Annotated in this window: 25 protein-coding genes and 1 pseudogene; 14 read left to right on the forward strand and 12 right to left on the reverse strand. The window is 64.0% G+C overall.

The window, feature by feature from the left end:
* Positions 1-513 precede the first annotated feature (513 nt).
* The 3 genes from WH5701_RS03510 to WH5701_RS03515 all read right to left on the reverse strand — a co-directional run bounded on the left by WH5701_RS03510 (position 514) and on the right by WH5701_RS03515 (position 2,417).
* Positions 514-822, reverse strand: coding sequence for an addiction module antidote protein (locus WH5701_RS03510; protein ID WP_006170555.1), 309 nt, complete (start codon positions 820-822; stop codon positions 514-516).
* A 113-nt stretch (positions 823-935) separates the two neighbouring features.
* Positions 936-1,124 carry a type II toxin-antitoxin system RelE/ParE family toxin gene (locus tag WH5701_RS18305; RefSeq protein ID WP_255346389.1) on the reverse strand — a complete coding sequence of 63 codons (189 nt, stop codon included), beginning with the start codon at positions 1,122-1,124 and terminating at the stop codon, positions 936-938.
* A gap of 861 nt (positions 1,125-1,985) precedes the next feature.
* Positions 1,986-2,417: a hypothetical protein gene (locus tag WH5701_RS03515; protein WP_006170558.1), complete on the reverse strand. Its 432-nt coding sequence runs from the start codon at positions 2,415-2,417 to the stop codon at positions 1,986-1,988.
* 90 nt (positions 2,418-2,507) lie between these two features.
* On the opposite strand from WH5701_RS03515, the gene WH5701_RS03520 reads away from it, so the two are divergent.
* Positions 2,508-2,708 carry a hypothetical protein gene (locus tag WH5701_RS03520; RefSeq protein ID WP_156776518.1) on the forward strand — a complete coding sequence of 67 codons (201 nt, stop codon included), beginning with the start codon at positions 2,508-2,510 and terminating at the stop codon, positions 2,706-2,708.
* A 578-nt stretch (positions 2,709-3,286) separates the two neighbouring features.
* Here WH5701_RS03520 and WH5701_RS16615 read toward each other — a convergent pair.
* The 3 genes from WH5701_RS16615 to WH5701_RS17460 form a co-directional block, all read right to left on the reverse strand.
* On the reverse strand, positions 3,287-4,078 hold the full coding sequence (locus tag WH5701_RS16615; protein ID WP_156776519.1) for a hypothetical protein: 792 nt from the start codon (positions 4,076-4,078) through the stop codon (positions 3,287-3,289).
* Between the two features lie 116 nt (positions 4,079-4,194).
* Positions 4,195-4,701, reverse strand: coding sequence for a hypothetical protein (locus tag WH5701_RS03530; protein WP_006170561.1), 507 nt, complete (start codon positions 4,699-4,701; stop codon positions 4,195-4,197).
* Positions 4,702-4,840: 139 nt separating this feature from the next.
* Positions 4,841-5,017, reverse strand: coding sequence for a hypothetical protein (locus tag WH5701_RS17460; protein ID WP_006170562.1), 177 nt, complete (start codon positions 5,015-5,017; stop codon positions 4,841-4,843).
* Between the two features lie 82 nt (positions 5,018-5,099).
* Here WH5701_RS17460 and WH5701_RS17465 point away from each other — a divergent pair, with 82 nt between their 5' ends.
* Positions 5,100-5,255 carry a hypothetical protein gene (locus tag WH5701_RS17465; RefSeq protein WP_006170563.1) on the forward strand — a complete coding sequence of 52 codons (156 nt, stop codon included), beginning with the start codon at positions 5,100-5,102 and terminating at the stop codon, positions 5,253-5,255.
* 20 nt (positions 5,256-5,275) lie between these two features.
* Here the strand turns inward: WH5701_RS17465 and WH5701_RS17950 are convergent, their stop codons facing one another.
* A complete protein-coding gene (locus tag WH5701_RS17950; protein ID WP_006170564.1) occupies positions 5,276-5,437 on the reverse strand; it encodes a hypothetical protein in 162 nt (53 codons plus the stop codon).
* Positions 5,438-5,460: 23 nt separating this feature from the next.
* On the opposite strand from WH5701_RS17950, the gene WH5701_RS03535 reads away from it, so the two are divergent.
* Positions 5,461-6,396: a PfkB family carbohydrate kinase gene (locus WH5701_RS03535; RefSeq protein WP_006170565.1), complete on the forward strand. Its 936-nt coding sequence runs from the start codon at positions 5,461-5,463 to the stop codon at positions 6,394-6,396.
* On the opposite strand, the gene WH5701_RS03540 is transcribed toward WH5701_RS03535, so the two are convergent.
* Positions 6,338-6,850 carry a L,D-transpeptidase family protein gene (locus WH5701_RS03540; protein WP_037979543.1) on the reverse strand — a complete coding sequence of 171 codons (513 nt, stop codon included), beginning with the start codon at positions 6,848-6,850 and terminating at the stop codon, positions 6,338-6,340. The two genes, WH5701_RS03535 and WH5701_RS03540, sit on opposite strands and share 59 nt — an antisense overlap.
* 192 nt (positions 6,851-7,042) lie before the next feature.
* Between WH5701_RS03540 and WH5701_RS03545 the strand changes: the two genes are divergently transcribed.
* From WH5701_RS03545 to WH5701_RS03560, 4 genes are all read left to right on the forward strand, one after another.
* A complete protein-coding gene (locus WH5701_RS03545; protein ID WP_006170567.1) occupies positions 7,043-7,582 on the forward strand; it encodes a hypothetical protein in 540 nt (179 codons plus the stop codon).
* 297 nt (positions 7,583-7,879) lie between these two features.
* A complete protein-coding gene (locus WH5701_RS03550) occupies positions 7,880-8,059 on the forward strand; it encodes a hypothetical protein (RefSeq protein WP_037980197.1) in 180 nt (59 codons plus the stop codon).
* An 11-nt stretch (positions 8,060-8,070) separates the two neighbouring features.
* Positions 8,071-8,463: an MAPEG family protein gene (locus WH5701_RS03555; protein ID WP_006170570.1), complete on the forward strand. Its 393-nt coding sequence runs from the start codon at positions 8,071-8,073 to the stop codon at positions 8,461-8,463.
* A gap of 61 nt (positions 8,464-8,524) precedes the next feature.
* Positions 8,525-10,195: an NAD-dependent malic enzyme gene (locus WH5701_RS03560; protein WP_255346390.1), complete on the forward strand. Its 1,671-nt coding sequence runs from the start codon at positions 8,525-8,527 to the stop codon at positions 10,193-10,195.
* Positions 10,196-10,225: 30 nt separating this feature from the next.
* Here WH5701_RS03560 and WH5701_RS03565 read toward each other — a convergent pair whose 3' ends face one another.
* Entirely contained in the window at positions 10,226-10,507 is a 282-nt protein-coding gene (locus WH5701_RS03565) for a 2Fe-2S iron-sulfur cluster-binding protein (RefSeq protein WP_037980199.1), read from the reverse strand.
* A 220-nt stretch (positions 10,508-10,727) separates the two neighbouring features.
* Between WH5701_RS03565 and WH5701_RS03570 the strand changes: the two genes are divergently transcribed.
* The 3 genes from WH5701_RS03570 to WH5701_RS03580 are packed head-to-tail and all read left to right on the forward strand — an operon-like array spanning position 10,728 to position 13,584.
* Complete coding sequence (locus tag WH5701_RS03570) at positions 10,728-11,879, forward strand: NAD(P) transhydrogenase subunit alpha (protein ID WP_006170573.1); 1,152 nt, start codon at positions 10,728-10,730, stop codon at positions 11,877-11,879.
* A complete protein-coding gene (locus tag WH5701_RS03575; protein ID WP_006170574.1) occupies positions 11,876-12,172 on the forward strand; it encodes an NAD(P) transhydrogenase subunit alpha in 297 nt (98 codons plus the stop codon). The genes WH5701_RS03570 and WH5701_RS03575 overlap by 4 nt, the downstream gene beginning before the upstream one ends.
* Complete coding sequence (locus WH5701_RS03580; protein WP_006170575.1) at positions 12,172-13,584, forward strand: NAD(P)(+) transhydrogenase (Re/Si-specific) subunit beta; 1,413 nt, start codon at positions 12,172-12,174, stop codon at positions 13,582-13,584. Before WH5701_RS03575 ends, WH5701_RS03580 begins: the two co-directional genes overlap by 1 nt.
* Positions 13,585-13,608: 24 nt before the next feature.
* Here the strand turns inward: WH5701_RS03580 and WH5701_RS03585 are convergent, their stop codons facing one another.
* On the reverse strand, positions 13,609-14,115 hold the full coding sequence (locus WH5701_RS03585) for a hypothetical protein (RefSeq protein WP_006170576.1): 507 nt from the start codon (positions 14,113-14,115) through the stop codon (positions 13,609-13,611).
* A 205-nt stretch (positions 14,116-14,320) separates the two neighbouring features.
* Between WH5701_RS03585 and WH5701_RS03590 the strand changes: the two genes are divergently transcribed.
* The 4 genes and pseudogenes from WH5701_RS03590 to WH5701_RS16620 all read left to right on the forward strand — a co-directional run.
* On the forward strand, positions 14,321-15,604 hold the full coding sequence (locus WH5701_RS03590) for a DEAD/DEAH box helicase (protein WP_006170577.1): 1,284 nt from the start codon (positions 14,321-14,323) through the stop codon (positions 15,602-15,604).
* 472 nt (positions 15,605-16,076) lie between these two features.
* A complete protein-coding gene (locus WH5701_RS03595) occupies positions 16,077-16,343 on the forward strand; it encodes a type II toxin-antitoxin system Phd/YefM family antitoxin (RefSeq protein ID WP_006170578.1) in 267 nt (88 codons plus the stop codon).
* Positions 16,343-16,735, forward strand: a complete 393-nt coding sequence (locus tag WH5701_RS03600) for a type II toxin-antitoxin system VapC family toxin (protein WP_006170579.1) — start codon at positions 16,343-16,345, stop codon at positions 16,733-16,735. The genes WH5701_RS03595 and WH5701_RS03600 overlap by 1 nt, the downstream gene beginning before the upstream one ends.
* Positions 16,736-16,902: 167 nt before the next feature.
* Positions 16,903-17,278: pseudogene (locus WH5701_RS16620) on the forward strand (hypothetical protein); the annotation flags it as partial.
* Between the two features lie 143 nt (positions 17,279-17,421).
* Here WH5701_RS16620 and WH5701_RS03610 read toward each other — a convergent pair.
* Both WH5701_RS03610 and WH5701_RS03615 read right to left on the reverse strand, forming a co-directional pair.
* A complete protein-coding gene (locus WH5701_RS03610) occupies positions 17,422-19,395 on the reverse strand; it encodes a lysozyme (protein WP_006170582.1) in 1,974 nt (657 codons plus the stop codon).
* Positions 19,392-20,723, reverse strand: coding sequence for a toll/interleukin-1 receptor domain-containing protein (locus tag WH5701_RS03615; protein ID WP_198005124.1), 1,332 nt, complete (start codon positions 20,721-20,723; stop codon positions 19,392-19,394). The genes WH5701_RS03610 and WH5701_RS03615 overlap by 4 nt, the downstream gene beginning before the upstream one ends.
* Positions 20,724-20,750: the final 27 nt, after the last annotated feature.

The raw sequence follows: 20,750 nt of genomic DNA on the forward strand, positions 1-20,750 counted from the left end.
CAGGGTGCCACGGCTCGGTTGCGGCGCTGCCGACCAGAACTCAAAGGCGTATCTATCGCTCCCGTAGCGGGGGTCATGGCCCGTGCAAGTGTTCTGATCGAGACCTTTGCGGAGATTCAGAGGGCTTGATTTCATTTCTACGAGGCGCGCTCGAGACTTTGATTGTTCGCTTTTGATACACGTGCGTGCACCTTGTTGTTCACGACATTGTCTCGACTGACTACTTTTTGATGGCAGGCTGCAGGCGATCACGTGTAGGCATGAGGCGACCAGTGCTTTAAGCGTAACTTGCTCTAGTTGTTTTTAGATATACTAATGAAAATGCGCTTGTCGTGGATAAGCTGTGTACCATAAAGCGGCGATCTGCTCCGGCTATCGCTGCCCCTGGGGGGCGGACAAGAAACTATTGCTATCGAAGCAGACTTGATCGCGGCCTGTCCACTCAAGGGGCTTGTTCAAAGGTGTCGCTTCTCCTCAGGCAACCTCTCCGAGCCTTCGCTTCGCCATCAACACTCAGGCTACCTCCGCTTCACTTCTCACACTAGCGCTCAACTTCAGGCCCAAGGCCGACACGACCTTGAGGATGGTGTCAAAACTCGGACTGCGCTCTCCAGACAATGCCTTATAGAGACTTTCTCTGGATAACCCTGAATCCCTGGCCACCTTGGTCATACCTTGTGCCCGTGCGATGTCACCCAGTGCCTTAGCAATGAAGGCCACATCCCCATCCGCCTCCTCAATACATGCCTCGAGATAAGCCGCCATCTCTTCCGGAGTTCGTAGATGCTCGGCAACGTCGTAGGGGCTGGTCATGATTTTCATCAGATTTCCTCAGTCAGATTGTCTGCCAGCAGAAGGGCCTCATCAATGTCCCTGACTTGTGAGGTCTTGCCTCCACCAGCCAGAAGGATGATCAATGCAGATCCCCTCTGCAGCTAGTAGACCCTGAGTCCTGGGCCATAGTTGATCCGCAACTCCGAAACGCCGGCCCCAGCGGGCTTTACGTCACCAGGATTGCCGCAGATGAGGCGTTCAATCCTGGCCTGAACCTTCGCCCTGGCCCTCAGATCACGTAAACCCTCAAGCCATTGGACGAAGCGCTCTGTCTGGCGGACTTCAACGATGAACCAACTGTAGCCGCTTGGCTACAGCAACGCAACGCTGCCTTGCTGGCACCCATCATGGACGACACATTCTTCGAGCGCTGAATAGACGGATCCGCATAACATCCCCCTCCTCTTCCTCTAGCAGCATAAGGGCGCTGGGCCCTGAGGCCAGCACTGCCGAACCCCTATGATGGTATGGGTTCTTGGACAGGCGCATTGAGTCCCAGTATCTTATTTGGGTCCGCATAAGATTGTTCAGTATGTTGCATAATCTCACCTTGGTGGATGATGCCTAAAAGGTCTTGGTCTGTGCGGCTTAGGCCTGCTTCAGTTTCATCCGTTTTGCTGAACATTTTCTCGAGGCTTTAACTGCCATCGTAGGGAAGTAGAAAAAGGGTGGGTTGAATACAGCCTCCCTATCCGACCTCCTTCTTCTTCCGTATGAGTCGACTGGCCAGGGACCTGCGCTGCCTGCAAGTTAGTCAGTCTGTGGGCGGCTACGCTCTGATCGTCAATGTCAAAGGCGAAGCTGCGAGGAGCTTCTACCTCCCTCTTGGAGGGCAGCCAGGCCAGTCTTGAGCCCATGTGTCGCGGAACCTGCGGAGGGTGAGGGGTTCCAGCAGTCCGAATGGGGAAGGAGGCTGTCCAGTCAGTAACGCTCACGCTGACTCCCGGAATGCTTTGGTCCACCAGTAAGACTGGAATGGGATAGCCAGGGTCCTGTCAGTTGGTCAATACAGACTGGTCATAGCAATGGATCTGCCTGTTTTACAATTTGGCACCACCGATTGGTCCGGAGTTCGAATCTCAGGTGGTCCATTGCTCACTGATCCGAGCGGACGTTGTGGTGTGCCTGCTCAAGGCGGAGAGATCAGCTGCTCATGGATTGAGGTTTTCCAGCACGTCGAGCCCCTTGAGCAATAACTTCTCAGACTGTTCCTTGAGTCGTTGCTGATCTGTTTTCTTGATACAACCCTGGGTCACGTAGTTGATGCTTCGCGTGGCTGGGTGGTAGCCAACTAAGCGCAATCTGCAGAGCTCGCGCCCTGGCTGGCCGGCTTCACGCCGGAGCACGTCTCCCTCCAGGCATCGATAGCTACTCGATCCATCACGCCGGCACAGGGCCAGGTTGCGGAAGACCACATCCTTGCCCTGAGCTTTCATGCGGCTGTTGGCAAAGCTGGTGAACGAAACGGGGTCATAGCTGAAGGGCGCGGCCATGGCCTGGGCACCCAGCAGCAGTCCGGCCAGTCCCAGCGACGAAGCCGCGATCCAGCGGAACCCTTGCCGCGCCATTGCTGAGCTCCCCATGTCTGAGTTTTGGCTGGAAACTCAACGGTACAGTGGTCTGTTGGATCCATCCCATGGCGCATGGCTGAACCTCTCGATCATTCAGCCTCGATGGATGACACCGCGCGGCAACCGCCAGAGTTCACCCACGAGGACTGGCGACGGATCTGTGATGCCCTGCGCTATCTGGGCAGGGATCTGCACCGGCGGTCCTACGCCGTCGATGCCCAGCGGCGCGAACTGCTCTGGGCCGAGATGGATGCCTGCCTGCTACTGGCGGAGCGGATTGGCAACTCCCTGCATGAACCATAATCCTGATCAGGCGATGGGCGAATCCGGGCAGCCTGCAGTTATTTATGGTGCTGAATGCCTACTTTGCGCCAGAACTGATCTGGGCTGATCTTCGTACTTTGATCCTATGTTTTGATGCCATGGCCAAGATGTGCGTTGGCCGTGGTTCAAGATAATGGAGAGCGATACTTTGTGCGTCTCTGTGGTGCCAGCGATTCCTGTGGGTTGAGCGCAGGAAAACCCATCATCCAGTTTCGGACAGTTGCAACGGGCTGAACTGCTTATCATTTGCTCTCTTAATGGCCCGAGCGAATTTTCCCATTGGGTGCTGGCTATCCTGCTTCTTTGATTCTTGCTTCGCTTGTTATTGCATGCTTTCTTTTGCTTCATTCGCTCGGCCAGGCAGGAGTAGCGCATCTTCAACTACATCGGTCGCCATAGGATCCGTGGTGATTTCTTCGGTGGCCTAACCGCTGCCGTGATCGCCCTGCCGATGGCTCTGGCCTTCGGTGTCGCCATCGGCGCCAGTGCCCCGGCCTGCTGCCCGATGATCACGCTGGACAGAGACTGCATCAGGCCCTGTCCCACGCTGTGGAGGCTCAGACGGAGCCGAAGGCCACCTGACAAGCGGCATTGAGCAGCTCCGCTTCGGCGGAGCTGCTCGGTTCGCGGCCATCCAGCAGGCCCCGGTTGCAATCAGCCGAGAGCTGGTAGGTGCTTCCATCGGCGGTCACGGCGAAGTTGACCCCTTGGGAGCCGGAGGGCTGAACCGAGCCGTAGAGCAACTGGTAATTGGTGTTGGGCACCACGATGTAGGTGGTGTTGCTGCTCACCGCGTTGTCGACAGCACTATTGATGATGGCTGCCGTGGCCAGGGAGGCCACACCCCATGTTGCGGCTCTGGCCCCCCACCATCCCCAGGTGGGAGACGACCACCCGCCGTACCAACCGTGATTCCATGGCCGCGCCACGCCCCAGCCCGGGCGAGCCCAGCCGGCATTCACATTGACATTGTTGATGTTGACACGCCGATTCGCGTCCCAGTTCACGTTCCGGTTGACATTCCGATTGACATCGCGGTTGATATTCCGGTTGACGTTCCGGTTCACATCGCGATTGACGGATCTGTTGCCGTCGCGGTTGATGTTGCGGTTTCCGCTGGTATTGATGTTCCCACGGCCGATGTTGTTGCCGCCGGAGGGCCGTTGGATCGATGGCCGCGCCGAGGGGGACGACACCCTGTTGCTCCAGCCGCCGCTGGGACGGCTGTTGCCGCGGTTCAGGCTGGCACCACCGCCGCTGATGCCGGTGCGGGCACGGCTGCCACCACCACGGTTGCCGCCGCCACCGCCACGACTTCCACCCCCTCCACGACCACCTCCACGGGCCACCAACTCAGGACTGATTGGTCCTTGGCTGCCACCAAGGGGTGTGTCCAGTGCCAGGGCTGCACCTGTGGGGAAGGCAAGAACGCCAGTGAGCAAGAAGCTTAAACCCGCAAGTCCTTTCATTTGCGCACCACATCGCAGCCGTCGTCGTAGCAGCTGGCATCGACACGTCCGTCGCTGCCGAAGTGGACCATCACATGGTTACGGTCTTTCATCAGGGCGGGGCGGTCCTGGACGACGCTGTTGAGATAATTGGGGTTGACGACACACAGATCCTTACCGTTGAAGCAAACCGTGTTGGTGGAGAAGCGGGCTTCGGCTCGCTTCAGGCTTGTCCATGACTTGGAGTCATTCGACCAGAGATCCATGCGTACGGGTTGATCACGCACCCGGACTGTCATCACTTCCCCGCCGATCTTGTGGCGGTAGAGGGTCGACTCGCCCTCATCGACCGCTTCAACAATGCAGGCTTTGGCGGGCTCGCCCTTGAGGCTGCACTGGGTGGTGAGGGTGTAGAGAACCTCGCTTTTCCCCTCGCCGGCGCTCAGGATCACCGTGGTGGTGACCGCCGCCATGGCGAGCCCGCCGCGCAACAGGCCGCGCAGCAGATGGTGACGTAATGACATGGAGCTGGAGTGCCTTCTTTCTTCAACCTACCAGCGGGTTTCCCAGCGAGCCCCAAGGAATTCACACTCTTCTTCATAAGCTAATGCCAAAGGCAACTTGTGCCATTGGAAAGTGATGCCCTCCATCGATCATCGGCATTCAGTTCAGGGGAGACCTGTTTGCTCCGCGGCTCGCCACCAGGTAACCGCTGAGGGCCAGCAACAGCACCTTCACCAGCTCCTCCTTGACCTGATCCAGGTCGCGGATGTCCAGCAGGGCGATGCCGATCAGGTCGAGGTCGATCCCGGAGACGACTCCCCCCCAGCAGGTGCCCACGGCGGGATGGCAACGGTCAGGAGCAGAACCTGCGGGGAACATCTGCCTTGGTCTGTACTGCCAGTCCCCCTACGATTCGGCCATGCCCAAATCTCAGCCCATCCCCGAGCTCAGCCATCTCCCTCAGGACTCCAGCCAACTGGGCAGCACACGGCCCAGCCGCCGCGAGGAGCCCGGGGCGTCGGGTCAACGCAAGCGCTATCTCGCCTCCCTGGAGGCGACTGATCAAGCGAGCTGAGGGAGATCAGGCCCGGCTCGTCAGCCTCCCGGCAGCGGTGAGCTGAAGAAACCAAGCGAATTCAGCCATAACCCCAGTAGCAGCAGTGGCAGAAACACCGCACCGGCGATCTGAAGTTTCACGGTGGTGGCGGACCGTTCCTTGGGGGCCATGGCAGCGGCGAAGCCGTGGTGAGCAGCCATCCTGGAGCACCCGCTGAGCCTGGATGTCACTTGCCGCCCCAGCCGAGCAGCCGGGCCTGCCGCCCTTGCCGCCGCTGCCGTCGCTGCGTCTGGCGGTCGTCGGCCACGTGGAGTGGGTCAGCTTTGTGGTGGTGGAGCACCTGCCGTCGGCCGGTCAGATCCAGCACGCGCTCGAAACACTGGAGCAACCTGCCGGTGGCGGTGCTGTGGTGGCCGCCCAGTTCGCCAGGCTCACGAACCAACCGGTGGCCTTCTTCACGGCCCTGGGCCGCGATGCCCTTGGCGAGCGGGCTGCCGCTGAGCTGCGGGCCATGGGACTGGAGCTGCATGTGGCCTGGCGCGAGGCCCCAACCCGCCGGGCGATCACCTTTGTGGAGGCCAGCGGGGAGCGCACCATCACCGTGATCGGCGAGCGGCTCGCGCCCGCCGCCAGCGATCCCCTGCCCTGGGCGGAGCTGGCTGCCTGCGACGGTGTGTTCGTGACCGCCGCCGATCCGGCCGCCCTGCGGCTGGCACGCCGGGCGCGGCTGCTGGCGGCCACCCCCCGGGTGCGCCTGCCGGTGCTGCAGGCGGCTGCCGTGGAGCTCGACGCGCTGATCGGCAGTGCCCGGGATCCCGGCGAGCGCTATAGCGCCGGCGATCTCTGCCCCGCTCCTCACCTTTATGTAGGCACCGAAGCCGAGCAAGGGGGCTTCACCGTGCCTGGAGGTCGCTTCAGCGCGATCGAGCGTAGCCATCCCCCGGTGAATGCCTATGGTGCCGGCGACAGTTTTGCCGCGGGGCTCACGGCGGGGCTGGCAGCTGGCTGGGAGCGCTCAAGCGCCCTGGCGCTGGCCTGCCGCTGCGGAGCCGCCGCCCTCGATGGCCGCGGGGCCTATGCCTCCCAGTGGCGCGCGCCCCTCACTGGATCACCACCAGATCGTGGGTGCCGCTCTGCTCCAGCAGCGCCGCAAGGCTGAGCAGGTCGCTGCCGCGGATCAGGCCGATGCAGCCATCGGTGCCACTTTCGGGGCCCATGCCGGCACTGGGATCGTGATGGATGCCCAGGGCGCGGCGCGCCGTGGGGAACTGGGGCTCCAGCCCGATCCAGAGCACCCGCCCCAGTTCCACCGGATCTTCCGGTCTGATCTCACTGACCTCGGTGAGCCGGTAACGCCCCGCCGGCAGGGGTGCCTGGCTGCCCAGTCGGTGACGGTCGGCCTGCTGACGCGAGGCCCGACCCACCACGGCCTCGAAGCTGTAGGTCTTCTGGCCGGGAACCGTCAGCTGCAGCTGCCAGACGGGATCTCCGGTGGCGGGCAGGGTGCGTGAGCTGCGCCTGAGGCTCAGGACGCTGCCGGTCTGGGCGATGGCGCCCTCCACGGCCATCAACGTGATCGCCGCGGCGAAGGTACGGGCACAAGCCCGGGCCAAGGGCCCTGGGTGCCAAAGGCCTGTTTCAGCTCTGATTCGCCTCCCCATCGTTCCCTTGCAGGGGGCTGGTCATAGCGGGCTTGCCAGCTCCTGCAATGGGGCCTGGACCGGAACTGACCCCAGGCCCTGCGCAGGCCGATGGAGATCTCGGCCAGGCTGGGTTCCGCCTGAGCCCCCACACGACACCAACGCATGGACCCGACACTCGCTGGCACTCCTGACGCGGCCGATCTGCTGAGGATGGAGGCGATCAGTCGCAGACAGGGAGGTGCCGTTGAGGCCGCCCAGCTGATCGGCAGCTGGCGCCTGCAGCGCACCTGGCCGAGGGGATCCCAGCGGCCGGCGGATCTGGCCAGCGGGCTCCTGCGGGCCTTCGGGGCAAGGCTGGTGATCGAAGCCCCCGGCCCCGGCGAGGAGCTGGCGATCCGCAACAGCGTTCAGCTGGGGGGCGTTGAGCTCACCTTTGCCGGCCAGGCTCGGCTGGAGGGCAAGCGGCCCCTGCTGCTGTTCCGCTTCGAGCGTCTGCGTCTGGCGCTGGGCCCCTGGCGGGCCCTCGATCGTGCTCTGCCCCAGCAGCTTCCATTTGATCAGCAACGGGCCTCTGGGCTGCCCTTCTTCGCCCTGATCGGCGGCGGTGTGAACCAGGGCTGGTTGGCGGCCCGGGGCCGTGGTGGCGGTCTGGCGCTCTGGACCCTCGATCCGGCTGATGACAGGGCCCATGCGTCTGCCTAAATTCGAATCAGAGCCCGGCCTCCTCGACCCTGAAACCCTTCCTGCAGGTTCTGTTCCTCACCTGGGTGCTGTTCCGTTGCCTCGACTGGTACGGCCGCTGGCGTGCCGTTCTGGCGAGAGACCGGCTCTCCAGTGAATTCGCCAGGGAACTGCGGCGTCGAGGGCTGATCAGCACCTTGCGCTGAGGCCACGCCCGGCGCGGCGATCACTATCGGCAAAGCTCTGTCACAAGTGCTGGCGTTCAGAGGCAAGGCCCGTCAGCAGCGGCCACGCTGGAGGGAGCTGATGGACCCCCTCATGCATACCCACGATCTTGAAAACCACGACAATCTCTATGCCCAGGAAATGCCGATCCAGGGCAGCGAACCTGTGATGGAAGCCCGCAGCCATGTCTCCTGGGCCGTCATCGCCATGGTGGTGATGGTGGCTGTCCTGGCTGGAGTGGCCGCCATGGGTCATGGTGGGTCGCTGGGCTGAATTTGAGCTCCATGACCATTGCCCCCCTTCCCGGGCTCATCACCCTGCTGGCCGTGATCACCTTTCAGGCCACTGCCATGCAGGTGGGCCGTGCGCGGCTGCGCGATGGGGTGAAGCCGCCGCTGATGACCGGACCGCCGGCCTTTGAGCGGGCCGTGCGGGTGCAGCAGAACACCCTGGAGCAGCTGGTGGTGTTCCTGCCGGCTTTCTGGTTGGCGGTCCTGGTCTCCAACGCCACTGCGGCCTCGGTGCTGGGGGCGATCTGGGTGCTGGGTCGTGTGCTCTATGCCGTGGGCTATCTGCGGGCTCCGGAGCAGCGGGGGGCGGGATTCGCCATCAGCTTCCTCGCTTCGACAGTGCTGCTGGTGATGGCCCTGGTGGGCTGCGTGATGCGCCTGCTCTGAGCCCCTGGCCTACGCTCCGCTGCCAGGTTGCTGAATCCTCCTGGCCCGTCCAACGTCTTCCCTGAGCACCCGCCTGCGGGGCCGCGATCTTCTCGCCGATCCCTGCCTGAACAAGGGGACGGCCTTCAGCCGCCAGGAACGCCGGGCGTTCGGGCTCGAAGGCCTGCTGCCCCACGCCGTGGAGAGCCTGGAGACCCAGGTGGAGAGGCACTGGCAGGCCTTCCTCAGCCTGAGGAACGACCTGGAGAGGTTCCGCTTCGCGGTGGCCCTGCGCCAGGCGAATCTCACCCTCTTCCATCGCTTCCTGGCGGATCACATCGAGGCGGTGATGCCGATCGTGTACACCCCCACCGTGGGGGCGGCGATCCAGCGCTTCAGCCTCGATTACCGCACGCCCTCCGGCGGTGTGTTTCTGGCGGCGCCCGATCTAGAGCGGATCGAGTCGGTCTTGAGCCAGGCGGCGACCGGGCCGGTGGATCTGATTCTGATCACTGATTCGCAGGGAATTCTCGGCATCGGCGATCAGGGCATCGGCGGCATCGAGATCTGCCTGGGCAAGCTGGCGGTGTACACGCTCTGCGCCGGGCTGGATCCCGCCCGGGTGCTGCCCCTGGTGCTGGATGTGGGCACCGATCGTGTCGAGCTGCTGGAGAACCCCCTGTATCCCGGCTGGCGCCACCCGCGCCTGGATGGTCTCGACTACGACCGCTTCCTGGCCCGCAGCGTGGAGGCCCTGCAGCGCCAGTTCCCTGGTGCGCTGCTGCACTGGGAAGACTTCGGCACCGGCCATGCCCACCAGCTGCTGGAGCGGTACCGACTGCAATTGCCCAGCTTCAACGACGACATCCAGGGCACCCGCGGGGTGGCCTGCGCGGTGGTGAAAGCGGCCTCCCACGGCGCCGGCCTGCCTCTGGAGGACCACCGCATCGTGGTGTTCGGGGCTGGCACGGCCGGTTGTGGCATCGCCGAGGGGCTGGTGCGCCTGCTCACCAGGGCAGGATTGAGTGAGCCGGAGGCGCGCCGCCGCATCTGGGCGATCGACCGGGAGGGTCTGGTGCTGGCTGATCAGCCCGGCCTTTCCCCCATGGCCCTGGCGCTGGCCAGGGATCCCTCCGAGCGTTCGCTGTTCGAGCACGACACGCAGGGCCGGATCGGCCTGCTGGAGGTGGTGCGCGCGATTCAACCCACCGTGCTGATCGGCACCTCCACCGTGACCGGGGCCTTCAGCCGCGAGGTGGTGGACACGATGGCGGCGGCTGTGGAGCGGCCAATCATCCTGCCCCTCTCCAATCCCACACGCCTGGCGGAAGCGACCCCCGCTGATCTCTACGCCTGGACAGGAGGACGGGCCCTCGTGGCCAGTGGCAGCCCGTTCGAGCCGGTGAGCTGGCAGGGCAGCCTGCGCCGGATCGGGCAGTGCAACAACTGTTTCCTTTTCCCCGGCCTGGGCTTCGCCAGCGTGGCGGTGGGCGCCACCCAGGTGAGTGAGGGAATGATCGATGCCGGGCTCGACGCCCTGGCCGACCGCATTCCGGCCTTCCGGGATCCGGAAGCCCCCTTGATGCCCGAACTCACCCAGGTGCAGGCGGTGTCGCGGGCCGTGGCGGAAGCCGTGGCACTGGCGGCGGTGCACGAAGGCCTCGCCAGCCGAGCCGCCAGCGCCGAGGAGGCGATCGAGCGGCTCGATCAGGCCACCTGGACGGCGGCCTACCGGGAGCTGGAGGCGATCTGAAGGCCTGGGGGCCGTGCCTCCGCGCCGGCTTCAGAGGTCGTCTTCGACGTTGGGCTTGATCGTGCAGTCGGCGAGTGGGTAGCTGACGCAAAGCAGGGCGAAGCCTTCGCCGATCTGATCGTCGTCGAGGAAGCTCTGATCCGACTGGTCAACGCTGCCGGAGAGGATCTTGCCGGCGCAGGTGCTGCAGGCCCCGGCGCGGCAGGAGTAGGGCAGGTCGATGCCCTGCTCCTCGGCGGCATCAAGGATGTACTGGTCGTCAGGGCAACTGAACGACTTGCCGTCTTCCAGGGTGATCGTGAAGGAGGCCATGGCTGGGAACAGCTCAGAGTTGCCCACACTTGCTAGGCAACGCATGACCGCTTTGGGGTAGCCCTCGTGACAGTGGGCCGCCATCGCCGCGGCAGACAGGGCGGAACCAGTGCCTGTGTGGTGGCTTGAACACAACGTTCACTGCTGACTTGCGTCCCTCCAGCGCCCTGACCATCAATAGAGAGAGTGAGAGCCGCTGGAGTCGTCTGTGGTCAGGGTCTTGGTTCCTGCGGAAAGCCGGGAGGGCGAGCGGCGTGTCGCCGCCACACCAGAAACGGTGCGCCGGCTCGTAGCGAAGAACTCCGAGGTGTTCATCGAATCGGGCGCGGGCCTGGAGGCCGGATTCAGCGATGAGGCCTTCATCGAAGCCGGCGCCTCGATCGTGGCCAAGGGCTGCCCAGACACCTGGAGCGCGGCTGAGCTCGTGATCTGCGTGCAACCGCCGGTCCAGGACAGCGACGGCGGCAGCGGCGGGCTCGAGCGGCTGGCTTCCGGCTCCCTGCTGGTGGGTTTGCTCGATCCTTATCTGAACCGGGCCCTGATCGAGCGGCTGAGCAGCCGTGGCCTCTCGACCCTGGCCCTGGAGCTGCTGCCTCGCATCAGCCGGGCCCAGTCGATGGATGTGCTCTCTTCCCAGGCCAACATCGCCGGCTACAAGGCCGTGCTGCTGGCGGCCGCCGAACTGGATCGCTTCTTCCCGATGCTGATGACCGCCGCTGGCACGGTGCAGCCCGCCAAGGTGCTGGTGCTCGGAGCCGGCGTGGCTGGTCTGCAGGCGGTGGCCACGGCCCGCCGCCTCGGCGCGGTGGTGAAGGTGAGTGATGTGCGGCCTGCCGCCAAGGAACAGGTGGAATCCCTGGGCGCGCGCTTCATCGATCCTCCCAGCCGTGAGGCGCCGGGTGAAACCGGTGGCTATGCCCGCGAGGCCGGCGCCGCCTTCCTGGAGGCCCAGCGCCAGCAGCTCACCAACCATCTGGCGGAAGCCGACGCGGTGATCACCACCGCCCAGGTGCCAGGACGACCTGCGCCGCTGCTGATCACCGAGGAGATGCTCAAGGCGCTGCGGCCCGGCTCGGTGGTGGTCGATCTGGCGGTGTCGACCGGCGGCAACTGCGCCGGCAGCCAGCCCGATCGCACCGTGGAGATCGGCGGGGTGCGCATCATCGGCTCCTCCAACCTGCCGGCTTCGGTGCCCCACCACGCCAGCGCCCTCTATGCGCGCAACCTGGCCGCCTTCCTCGAGCCCCTGTTCTCTGACGACGGCCTGCAACTCAATCCCGAGGATCCTTTGCTCGACCCCTGCCTGATTTCCCACCAGGGCGCCTGTCGCCGCCCCGAACTGTGGCCCAGCCTCAAGGAGGTGGCGGCATGAGCAGTCATCTCAGTGGCACCGCCGCCCTCTGGGTGCTCGTGCTCGGCAGCCTGCTGGGGCTGGAACTGATCGGCAAGGTGCCTCCCACCCTGCACACCCCGTTGATGTCAGGAGCCAATGCCATCAGCGGCATCACCTTGCTGGCGGCCCTGGCCCTGATCGGTCAGGCCCCGACCCCAGCCCTGAAGCTGATCGGTGCCGTCGCCCTGGGGTTTGCCCTCTTCAACGTGGTGGGTGGATTTCTCGTGACGGATCGGATGCTGGCGATGTTCCGCCGCAGGGAGGCGAACTGATGGTTGAACTCTCGATCGAACTGGGCTCGGTGCTGCTGCTGGCCTTCGGGCTCAAGGGCCTGGCCAAGATCCGCACCGCCCGCAGTGCCAATGGCCTCGCCGCCCTGGCGCTCGGCCTGGCGGTGGTGGGCCTGCTTCTGCAGCAGGGACTGGGTGGCTGGCCCTGGATGCTCCTGGGCCTGGGCATCGGTGGTGGCCTCGGGGCCGTGCTCGCCCTGCGGGTGGCCATGACGTCAATGCCCGAAACGGTGGCGCTCTTCAACGGCTGCGGCGGCATGTCGTCGCTGCTGGTGGCGATCGGTGCGGTGCAGCTGCCCACGCCGCTGAATCTCGTGGGCCAGGTGTCGGTGCTGGTTTCGGTGCTGGTGGGCGCGATCACCTTCAGCGGCTCGCTAGTGGCGATGGGCAAGTTGCAGGAGTGGCTGGGGACCCCCGCCTGGACCCTGCGGCCCCAGCGCCACGCCGTGAACATCATTCTGGCTCTGGCCTGCCTGGCCTGCTGCGTGCTGGTGATCAAGGGCATGGCCGTGGCGCTGGTTCCTCTCACCGTGCTGTCCCTCCTTCTGGGCGTGGGCCTGACCCTGCCTGTGGGTGGCGCCGACATGCCGGTGGTGATTTCGCTGCTGAATTCCTATTCGGGTGTGGCCGCGGCTGCCGCCGGTTTCGTGGTGGGCAGCGAGCTGCTGATCGTGGCGGGAGCCATGGTGGGCGCCGCCGGTCTGATCCTCACCCAGGTGATGTGCACGGCCATGAACCGCTCGCTCACCTCGGTGCTGTTCGGCGGCGCCCTGGGGGCTGCATCGAGCGAGGCCGGTGATGCCGGCGGCCGTGAGGAGTACACCAATGTCACGTCCTGCAGCCCTGAGGAATGTGCCCTCACCCTGGAGGCGGCCGAGCGGGTGATCTTCGTGCCGGGCTATGGCCTGGCCGTGGCCCAGGCCCAGCACAGTCTCAAGGAGCTCGCCCGCCTGCTGGAACAGCACGGCATCGAGGTGCGCTACGCCATCCACCCGGTGGCCGGCCGCATGCCCGGCCACATGAACGTGCTTCTCGCGGAGGCCGATGTGCCCTACGACCAGCTGGTGGAGATGGATGCGATCAACCCCGACTTCCCGCGCACCGATGTGGTGATCGTGCTGGGGGCCAATGACGTGGTCAATCCCCGCGCCAAGAACGATCCGGCCAGCCCCCTTTACGGCATGCCCGTACTTGAGGTGGATCAGGCGCGCACGGTGTTCGTGGTCAAGCGCAGCCTGGGCTCGGGCTACGCCGGCATCCGCAACGATCTCTTCGAGCTGCCCCAGACCTCGATGGTGTTCGGCGATGCCAAGCAGGTGCTGCAGAGCCTCCTGCAGGAGCTGCGTTCCCTGGGCGTGGGCAAGGTGCCTGCTGGAGCAGGCAGCGCTCGCTGAGCCAGAGGCAAGCAGCCTTGCCGCTCAGTGCTGGCCGGCCATGGGCGCCGGCCAACCCCCTCTGATGGCCCCCTGGGCCCGTCCTTCTCGGCGGCTCCAGGGGGCTTTCTCACGCCAGATCGCCACCCATGGCCCGGCCAGCTCCTTGAGGGCCATGGCCCCATCGATCAGCAACACCAGAGCCCACACCAGCAGCGGCAGCCAGCCTCCCTCGCAGGACGCTGCGTCGGCCTGGGGTTGCTGGATCGGTGCCTGTGGGGTCTGAGCGGGTGCACCTTGATCGGGTGCACCTTGATCAGTGGCGGCCTGAAACGCAGCGGGAACCTCAGATCTCTCTGCGAACGGCTCCGTGACAACCAGGCTGGAGAGAGTGTCTGCAACCTCCTCAGCTTCCGCGAGCCCCTGCGGCTGAGCGATGCTCTCCTCCAGCAGCAGGGCCTGGCTGGCTTTCCAGGAGGTGGGTGGATGGCGGCGCCAGTAGGCCGCTTCAGCGCTGCCTGGACGACCACGGCTGGAGAGGGTGGGAATCATCGCCGCATCAAGACATGGATCCCAGGGCCTGGCCGCTGTTCCCATCGTCACAGCCCCGTTCTCTTAGGGTAGGTGTCTTGTGAGGCCTGCTCCGATTTCCCGTCTGACCCACCCAGCTCCGGGAGAGGAGCAGATCAGCCCGCCCGTTTCAGGGGCCGATCCAGCCCCTTCCGGAAGCCCGGTCCAGGATTTCGCCTCCTTCGGGTTGTCCGAGCCACTGCTCAAGGCGATCGCGCTCAAGGGCTACACCTGCCCCTCTCCGATCCAGGTGCAGGCGATCCCGGCTGTGCTCAGCGGCAGGGATGTCATGGCCGCCGCCCAGACAGGAACCGGCAAGACCGCCGGTTTCACCCTGCCGATGCTGGAGCGGCTGCGGCATGGGCCCCATGCCCGCAACAACCAGGTGCGCTCCCTGGTGCTCACCCCCACCCGGGAGCTGGCGGCCCAGGTGGCGGAGAGCGTCCAGGCCTATGGCCGCTTCCTCGACCTGCGCGGTGACGTGGTCTTCGGCGGAGTCAAGGTCAATCCCCAGATGCAGCGGCTGCGCCGCGGCGCCGACGTGCTGGTGGCCACCCCCGGCCGCCTGATGGATCTCTACCAGCAGAACGCGATCCGCTTCGACCGGCTCGAGATCCTGGTGCTGGATGAAGCCGACCGCATGCTTGACATGGGCTTCATCCGCGACATCCAGAAGATCCTGGCCCTGCTGCCGCCGAAGCGTCAGAACCTGCTGTTTTCGGCCACCTTCAACCCTTCGATCCGCAAGCTGGCCCATGGGCTGCTGCATCAGCCCCTGCAGCTGCAGGCCACACCCGAGAACCGGGCGGCGCCCCTGGTGGAGCAGGTGATGCACCCCTGCGACATGGCTCGCAAGGGCGACCTGCTCTCCCACCTGATCCGCAGCAACGACTGGCAGCAGGTGCTGGTGTTCTCGCGCACCAAGCACGGCGCCAACCGGCTGGCGGAGCGTCTGAGCCAGGAGGGTGTGGCCGCCATGGCCATCCACGGCAACAAGAGCCAGGGGGCCCGCACCCGGGCGCTGGCCAGCTTCAAGAGCGGTGAACTGCGGGTGCTGGTGGCCACCGACCTGGCTGCCCGCGGCCTCGACATCGAGCAGCTGCCCCATGTGGTGAACCTGGATCTGCCCAACGTCGCCGAGGACTACGTGCACCGCATCGGCCGTACCGGCCGTGCCGGCCAGAGCGGCCATGCCCTTTCCCTGGTGGCCGCCGAAGAACACGAACTGCTGCGGGCGATCGAGAAGGTGATCGGCAACCCACTGCCCCGCTCGGAGATCCCCGGCTTCGAGCCCACGATCCACTCGGCGCCACCGCTGGATCTCAGCGGTGGTCGCGGCAAGGGCGGCCGCCGAGGCGGCGGCCAGCGCAGTGGCCCTGGCGCCTCAGCACCTCGCCGCAACGGCCCCCGCAGCGGCTCCCCCCGCAGCCAGCCGATCTCGCGCGAAAGCAGGCCCCGGGGGCGGGGCTGATCAAGGCGGGTACGGTGATGGCTGATTTCAAGCTATCTACGGCCCACACACCATCCCTTCAGCTGTCCTCAGGGTGATGGATGCCCTGCACAGGTTTCTGGCCGCTCGGAGTGCTTGACGACGATCGTGCCGTTGAGGATCACGTAACGAATCGCTCGCTGTTGACGGCAGTGAGGCCTTTTCGGGTTTCCAATCGACATTGTCGATGACCTTGGCCGCATCGAAGATCGTGAGATTGGCCACGGAGCCGACCTGAAGCCGCCCGCGCTTCTGCATGTCCGGCACCATGGGCACATGGGACCTGGTGCGGGAGATTCCGATCTAGGAACTTGACTCAATCAGTGGAAACAGGTAGAGCCCCTTTGAGTGGTGTAATTCAGGAGGTCCTGTGACCCTTTCTGGAGGGTGAACAGGAGCATTCAGAGGATGACTGCCTGGTCTAGTCTGGTCTGGTCGCCTGGATGGCTCCACCATGCCCCGCCCCCCTTCCATCGGCCCGACTCCGGTGGTGAACATGCTGGAGGCCAAAACCCATTTGTCCCGTCTGGTGGAATCCATCGAAACCGGTGAGCAAAGCGAGGTGGTGATCGCCCGCAATGGTCGCCCTGTGGCTCGCCTCACCACCCTGCGGCCAGCCATTCAGCAGCGCCGCCTCGGCGTTGCCAAGGGGAGCTTCCGTGTGCCGGCCTCAATCGACGACCACAATCCGCTGACCCTCGACCTGTTCGAGCAGCCCTGATGCGGATCCTGCTGGACACCCATGCCTTCCTCTGGGCCATTGCGGATGACCCACGGCTTGGCCCGATCAGCCGGGAGCTGATCGACAGCCGGGCAGAAGCGGTGCTGCTGAGCCTGGTATCGCTCTGGGAGATCGCGATCAAACACAGCCTCGGCCGGGGCGATATGCCGATTACCGCCGTCCAGGCTCTGGCCTGGACCGAAGAGTCCGGCTTCGATTGGCTCCCCCTCGCCCCTGGGCACATCCTCTGCTTGGAGGACCTACCACCGCACCACCGTGATCCCTTCGACCGCCTGCTCATCGCCCAGGCGATCAGCGAGGACCTCACCCTCCTCAGCGCCGATGCCGTCTTCAGCTCCTACGGAGCTCCGCTCCAAGCGGCTGGCTGTTGATTCCAACGCCTGGCTCCGGGCTCCAACGGCTGCCCACCAGCTGACACGGGTACCCGTGGCCGGGATCCTCGACCAGGGCCATGAACCCCCTGGTCCGGTATTTCAGGGGGACCAGCCCCGGCGGCGAAGCGCTCTGGATGGGGGCGCGACATGGGGCGATCGCTAGGCTCAATGCGCAGGAACTGCGCCAGATCGTGGAGCAGCAGGTGAAGCGCCTGGCATGGCGCCTCGAAGACAAAAAGTTGGCTCTCCAGTCGATGGCGAAGCCCTCGACTGGCTCGCTTCGGTGGGTAACGACCCCGTGTACGGCGCCCGGCCGCTGAAGTGCGCCATCCAGCGCGAACTGGAAACGCCGATCGCCAAGGCGATCCAGGCCGGCACGTTCCCAGCCGGCTCCACCATCGCGGTGGAGGTGGAGGCCCAGGGTGTGTCCGACGACAATCTGGTTGAGGGGGCGTCAACCTGATTGACACGGGACAGGGTGAGAGCTCACTCCTGCGGTTCCGGCAGGGGGAGGCCGCCCGGGTGCCGGCGCTGGTGTAACTGAGATACTTGGACCACCAAGGATATTCCAGCCTTGCTACATCCTTCGGGGGGTGGCAATCAATGAATCTACAAAGGAATTGCGCAATAGCGACATGCTATTGCGCAATCCGTGCCGCTACCTTGAGTCGAGTGATTGTCGCTTATGGTGCTTTATTCCATAGTTCTATTTCGCTTTCTCTTTTCTTTTTAAGACCAAGGCTTGCTTTGTCGCCCACATTTGTCCATCGTCTCATTTGGTCTGGTACCTCATTATGCCGGCCTTCATTAAGGACTTTCAGCAATTCGGATTCTTTGAATGCTTCTAAGCCAATGCTAAAGATGAATTGAACAAGTGCTGTCTTCTGATTACTATTTAATTGGACCTTGACCAGTTCCTTCACAAGCTTACGAGAGGGTTCAAGGTCTTGATTGAGCAGATCTTCTGCCTGTATTTTTGTTATTCCGCCCTGAAAATTAATTTCTTTACCCTTGATGCTGATCCTTTTTGTGGATACTTCTTTCTCAGTAAGGACATGGTTAAAACCGATGACCGTGTTCCCTAGGGAATCTATTCTTGGCTTCAGATCCAGCCCTTCATAGGATATTACAAGTTGCTCGTGTTCGCAGAGATCCAGAGCTTTTTGGTTAATCGTCTGGGTCGGGATCTGCTCACAAAGCCGCTGATTGACTGTCTTTTGTTCCTCGTATTTTTTGAGGTTGAGTTGAGCTTCTTTTAGATTATGGTCCGCCCTTTGCCACTCATTATATAGAATAGCGAGGAGGACTGCGCTAATCACCAAATATACACTGCTCAACCATAGAAGTTTCCTTGTCATATCCCGTTCCGCAGCCGCCAAAGCCTCCTTTGCCTGAGCCGCCTCCGCTTCCCGCGCGCGGCGATCGTCGCGACTGTCTTTCACCACCCTGGCCAGCACATCGTGGGTTAGTTCCAGGTGTCGCCGCCCCTGACGTTCTTCCGCTCGCAGCAGCCTGCGGGCGATCAGCAATTCCAGCTCCTCTGCAGTGACCCCGGGAAGCACGAGGGCGTCCTCCCAGTCGTGGCTGTCCCTGTAGCCCTGCTGGGTGATCAGCTCCTCCTCCACGAAGGTACGGACCCCTGGATCCAGCCCCTCCATGCCCCGTTCGTAGAACCCCTTGAGGATCTCGCGGTCGGCACCGGCCATCAGCTCGGCGGTGATCCGCTCCAGCGGTGGCTCCGCCTCAAGGCGCTTGGTGTTGAGCTCCCGGCACACCACACTGAGTAGGGCGGGGTCGATTTCCATCTGCGGGAATTCCGCCGGATCCGCCGGCGGATCAGGGGCGTTCTTCCAGGTCAGCTGCAGGAGGCGACGCGCCACCTCGTCGTCCACCAGTCGGCCACCGGCTTCGGTGACCACCGCATAGGCCTGGGTTCCGTTCATCGGCAGCAGGCGGAGGCGGTTCACCATCAGCGAGGGCATCGCCGTCTTGAGCCGTTCGATTTCGGCGAGGAAGTCTTCACGGAAACTGAGGACAAGCTTCGCCGTGGCACGACGGAACTCATAGCGGCCGGCGGCCTCGGGTTCCTGCTCGAGCTGCTGCTTCACTGAAGCTGGAGGCCGGTTTTCCACCAGATCGGCCAGTTCATCAAGGAAGAGTTCAGACCGCTGCCGCAGGCTCTCCTCCTGCTGGCCCAGGGTGAAGATCTCTTCGAACTGATCGAACACGATCACCGGTATGACCGGCCGGTTGAGTTCGCTCCAGAATTCCGCATCGCGGCGGTGCAGAAAGGTCCAGAGTTCCTCCTCCGGCCGGGGCCTTGAGCCCTGCACACCTTCCCGTTCCACAGCCGCCCCAAGGGCCTGCCACACCTGCTGGCGCAACGACGGCGCTTCGGCGGCGTGATCGAGGCGGATGTAGACGGGAAGGAAATCCTCCGCACGCAGTGCCGGGAACAGCCCGGCCTTCAGCAGCGAGGTCTTGCCCAGGCCCGAGCGGCCGAACAGCACCGTGAGCGCCTCTCGCCGAACCAGGCGAATCAGCTCGGCCGTCTCCGCGGCGCGGCCACGGAAGAACGGCTGATCCACCTCCTCGAACCAGGCGAGGCCCGGCCAGGGTTCTTCGCCGCTGAGATGGGCATGGGAGAGATCGCTCATCGCGAGGTATCCCTGAGCCGGCGGTGGAAGTTCCGCACGATCTCGGTGAGGCGCTGGGCCACCTCGGGGGTGAGTTCGCCCCCCGGCAGAGAAGGGCCTTGCTTGCGGCGGAAGCTCTCGGGGAGAAGGCTCTGATCAAGCCGCGTATCGTCCACCACCACGGGAACGATGAACTCCTCATCGGGAGCCATTCCACCTGCCCTGTTGCTGGCGGCGTTCCACTCGCGCCAGAAGTAGCGGCGCCGATTCTCCTCAGCCAACGAAGCGTGAGAGATCACGGGCAGAAACAGTGAGCAGCGCTCGATGCCGCGCTCGATTGAAAGGGCCCAGTCATCGGCGGGCCTGAGCTCGTGTTGATCGAACCACACGTCAAGGCGGGCCGCTCGCAAGCCTTCCGCAAGGCGCTGGGCGGCGTTGCGATCCTCGCTCGCATAGCTCACGAACACGGCACCCTCCCGCGGTCCCGTTTCACCCGCTGTCGCTTGCATCGCCCCAACCTCCGCCCCGGCTTCAACAGGATGCGCCGCATGCCACCGCTGCGACAATTCCTCGACGAACGCACCCGCCGACATCTCCAGTACATGGGAATCGGCACTGAAACAGGAGAGAAACTCGGCCAGGGATGGCTCACTGGTTGCCCGCTCATCGGCCATGACGACCCATCGCTTGCGCTTCTGTGACAGAGCCATTCCCCTTGCCGTCCGCAGGAAAAAACGTGCCAGCCAGTCGCCGAAGCCACAACCGAGGAACAGCAGGTGGTTGGCTCGAAGCGCATCGAAGAGCTTGACCGGGCGCCGCTGGCCATCCTGAAGCGCGTGCAGGAACTCCAGCAGATCCTCGTCGCAGATGGCGTAATCGGGCGTTGAAGATGCACGGCCGAGCAGCTGAACGATCACCTGCTCATCCAGATCCTCATAGGGTTCCGGCAGATCATGGACAGTATTGGTCGCGCAGGCGATCGTCCTGGGCTTCGCACCGTGACAAGCCTGGGCTAGGGCCAGCTCCAGTTGGCTATCGAAGGTGAGGGACACAAAGACTTTGAATGTGGGAATACTGGCCAGGGCACGGAGGGCCGGGGAGAGTGTCGTGGGCGCCTTGCGGAGGATCTGGAGAAGCCTCGGATTGAGTTCATCCCGCTCGTCACCGCGGCGGATGCTCTGAGCCACGACATCGTTGAGGTCAAACGGATCCGGAAGATCGGAGAAGGGCAAATCGATTCGTTCCGCCAGGCTTCGGGCGAGCCAGTGATACAAAGGAATCGAATTTCCACCCTCTTCAACAGCCACCAGCTCCGGGCCGATCACAGGAATCACCTTGCCCTCTTCCACGAAGAGCAGCAGGTCTTCCCAGAATCG

Origin of the sequence: Synechococcus sp. WH 5701, assembly GCF_000153045.1 — a bacterium.
Taxonomy (GTDB): domain Bacteria; phylum Cyanobacteriota; class Cyanobacteriia; order PCC-6307; family Cyanobiaceae; genus Regnicoccus_A; species Regnicoccus_A antarcticus.

Excerpts from the sequence above, each read along its gene's own strand:
- WH5701_RS03510 (WP_006170555.1), bottom strand. The coding sequence starts at position 822 with ATGAAAATCATGACCAGCCCCTACGACGTTGCCGAGCATCTACGAACT.
- WH5701_RS03515 (WP_006170558.1), bottom strand. The coding sequence starts at position 2,417 with ATGGGGAGCTCAGCAATGGCGCGGCAAGGGTTCCGCTGGATCGCGGCT.
- WH5701_RS03520 (WP_156776518.1), top strand. The coding sequence starts at position 2,508 with ATGGATGACACCGCGCGGCAACCGCCAGAGTTCACCCACGAGGACTGG.
- WH5701_RS03530 (WP_006170561.1), bottom strand. The coding sequence starts at position 4,701 with ATGTCATTACGTCACCATCTGCTGCGCGGCCTGTTGCGCGGCGGGCTC.
- WH5701_RS17465 (WP_006170563.1), top strand. The coding sequence starts at position 5,100 with ATGCCCAAATCTCAGCCCATCCCCGAGCTCAGCCATCTCCCTCAGGAC.
- WH5701_RS17950 (WP_006170564.1), bottom strand. The coding sequence starts at position 5,437 with ATGGCTGCTCACCACGGCTTCGCCGCTGCCATGGCCCCCAAGGAACGG.
- WH5701_RS03535 (WP_006170565.1), top strand. The coding sequence starts at position 5,461 with ATGTCACTTGCCGCCCCAGCCGAGCAGCCGGGCCTGCCGCCCTTGCCG.
- WH5701_RS03545 (WP_006170567.1), top strand. The coding sequence starts at position 7,043 with ATGGACCCGACACTCGCTGGCACTCCTGACGCGGCCGATCTGCTGAGG.
- WH5701_RS03550 (WP_037980197.1), top strand. The coding sequence starts at position 7,880 with ATGCATACCCACGATCTTGAAAACCACGACAATCTCTATGCCCAGGAA.
- WH5701_RS03555 (WP_006170570.1), top strand. The coding sequence starts at position 8,071 with ATGACCATTGCCCCCCTTCCCGGGCTCATCACCCTGCTGGCCGTGATC.
- WH5701_RS03565 (WP_037980199.1), bottom strand. The coding sequence starts at position 10,507 with ATGGCCTCCTTCACGATCACCCTGGAAGACGGCAAGTCGTTCAGTTGC.
- WH5701_RS03575 (WP_006170574.1), top strand. The coding sequence starts at position 11,876 with ATGAGCAGTCATCTCAGTGGCACCGCCGCCCTCTGGGTGCTCGTGCTC.
- WH5701_RS03580 (WP_006170575.1), top strand. The coding sequence starts at position 12,172 with ATGGTTGAACTCTCGATCGAACTGGGCTCGGTGCTGCTGCTGGCCTTC.
- WH5701_RS03585 (WP_006170576.1), bottom strand. The coding sequence starts at position 14,115 with ATGATTCCCACCCTCTCCAGCCGTGGTCGTCCAGGCAGCGCTGAAGCG.
- WH5701_RS03595 (WP_006170578.1), top strand. The coding sequence starts at position 16,077 with ATGCCCCGCCCCCCTTCCATCGGCCCGACTCCGGTGGTGAACATGCTG.
- WH5701_RS03600 (WP_006170579.1), top strand. The coding sequence starts at position 16,343 with ATGCGGATCCTGCTGGACACCCATGCCTTCCTCTGGGCCATTGCGGAT.
- WH5701_RS03610 (WP_006170582.1), bottom strand. The coding sequence starts at position 19,395 with ATGAGCGATCTCTCCCATGCCCATCTCAGCGGCGAAGAACCCTGGCCG.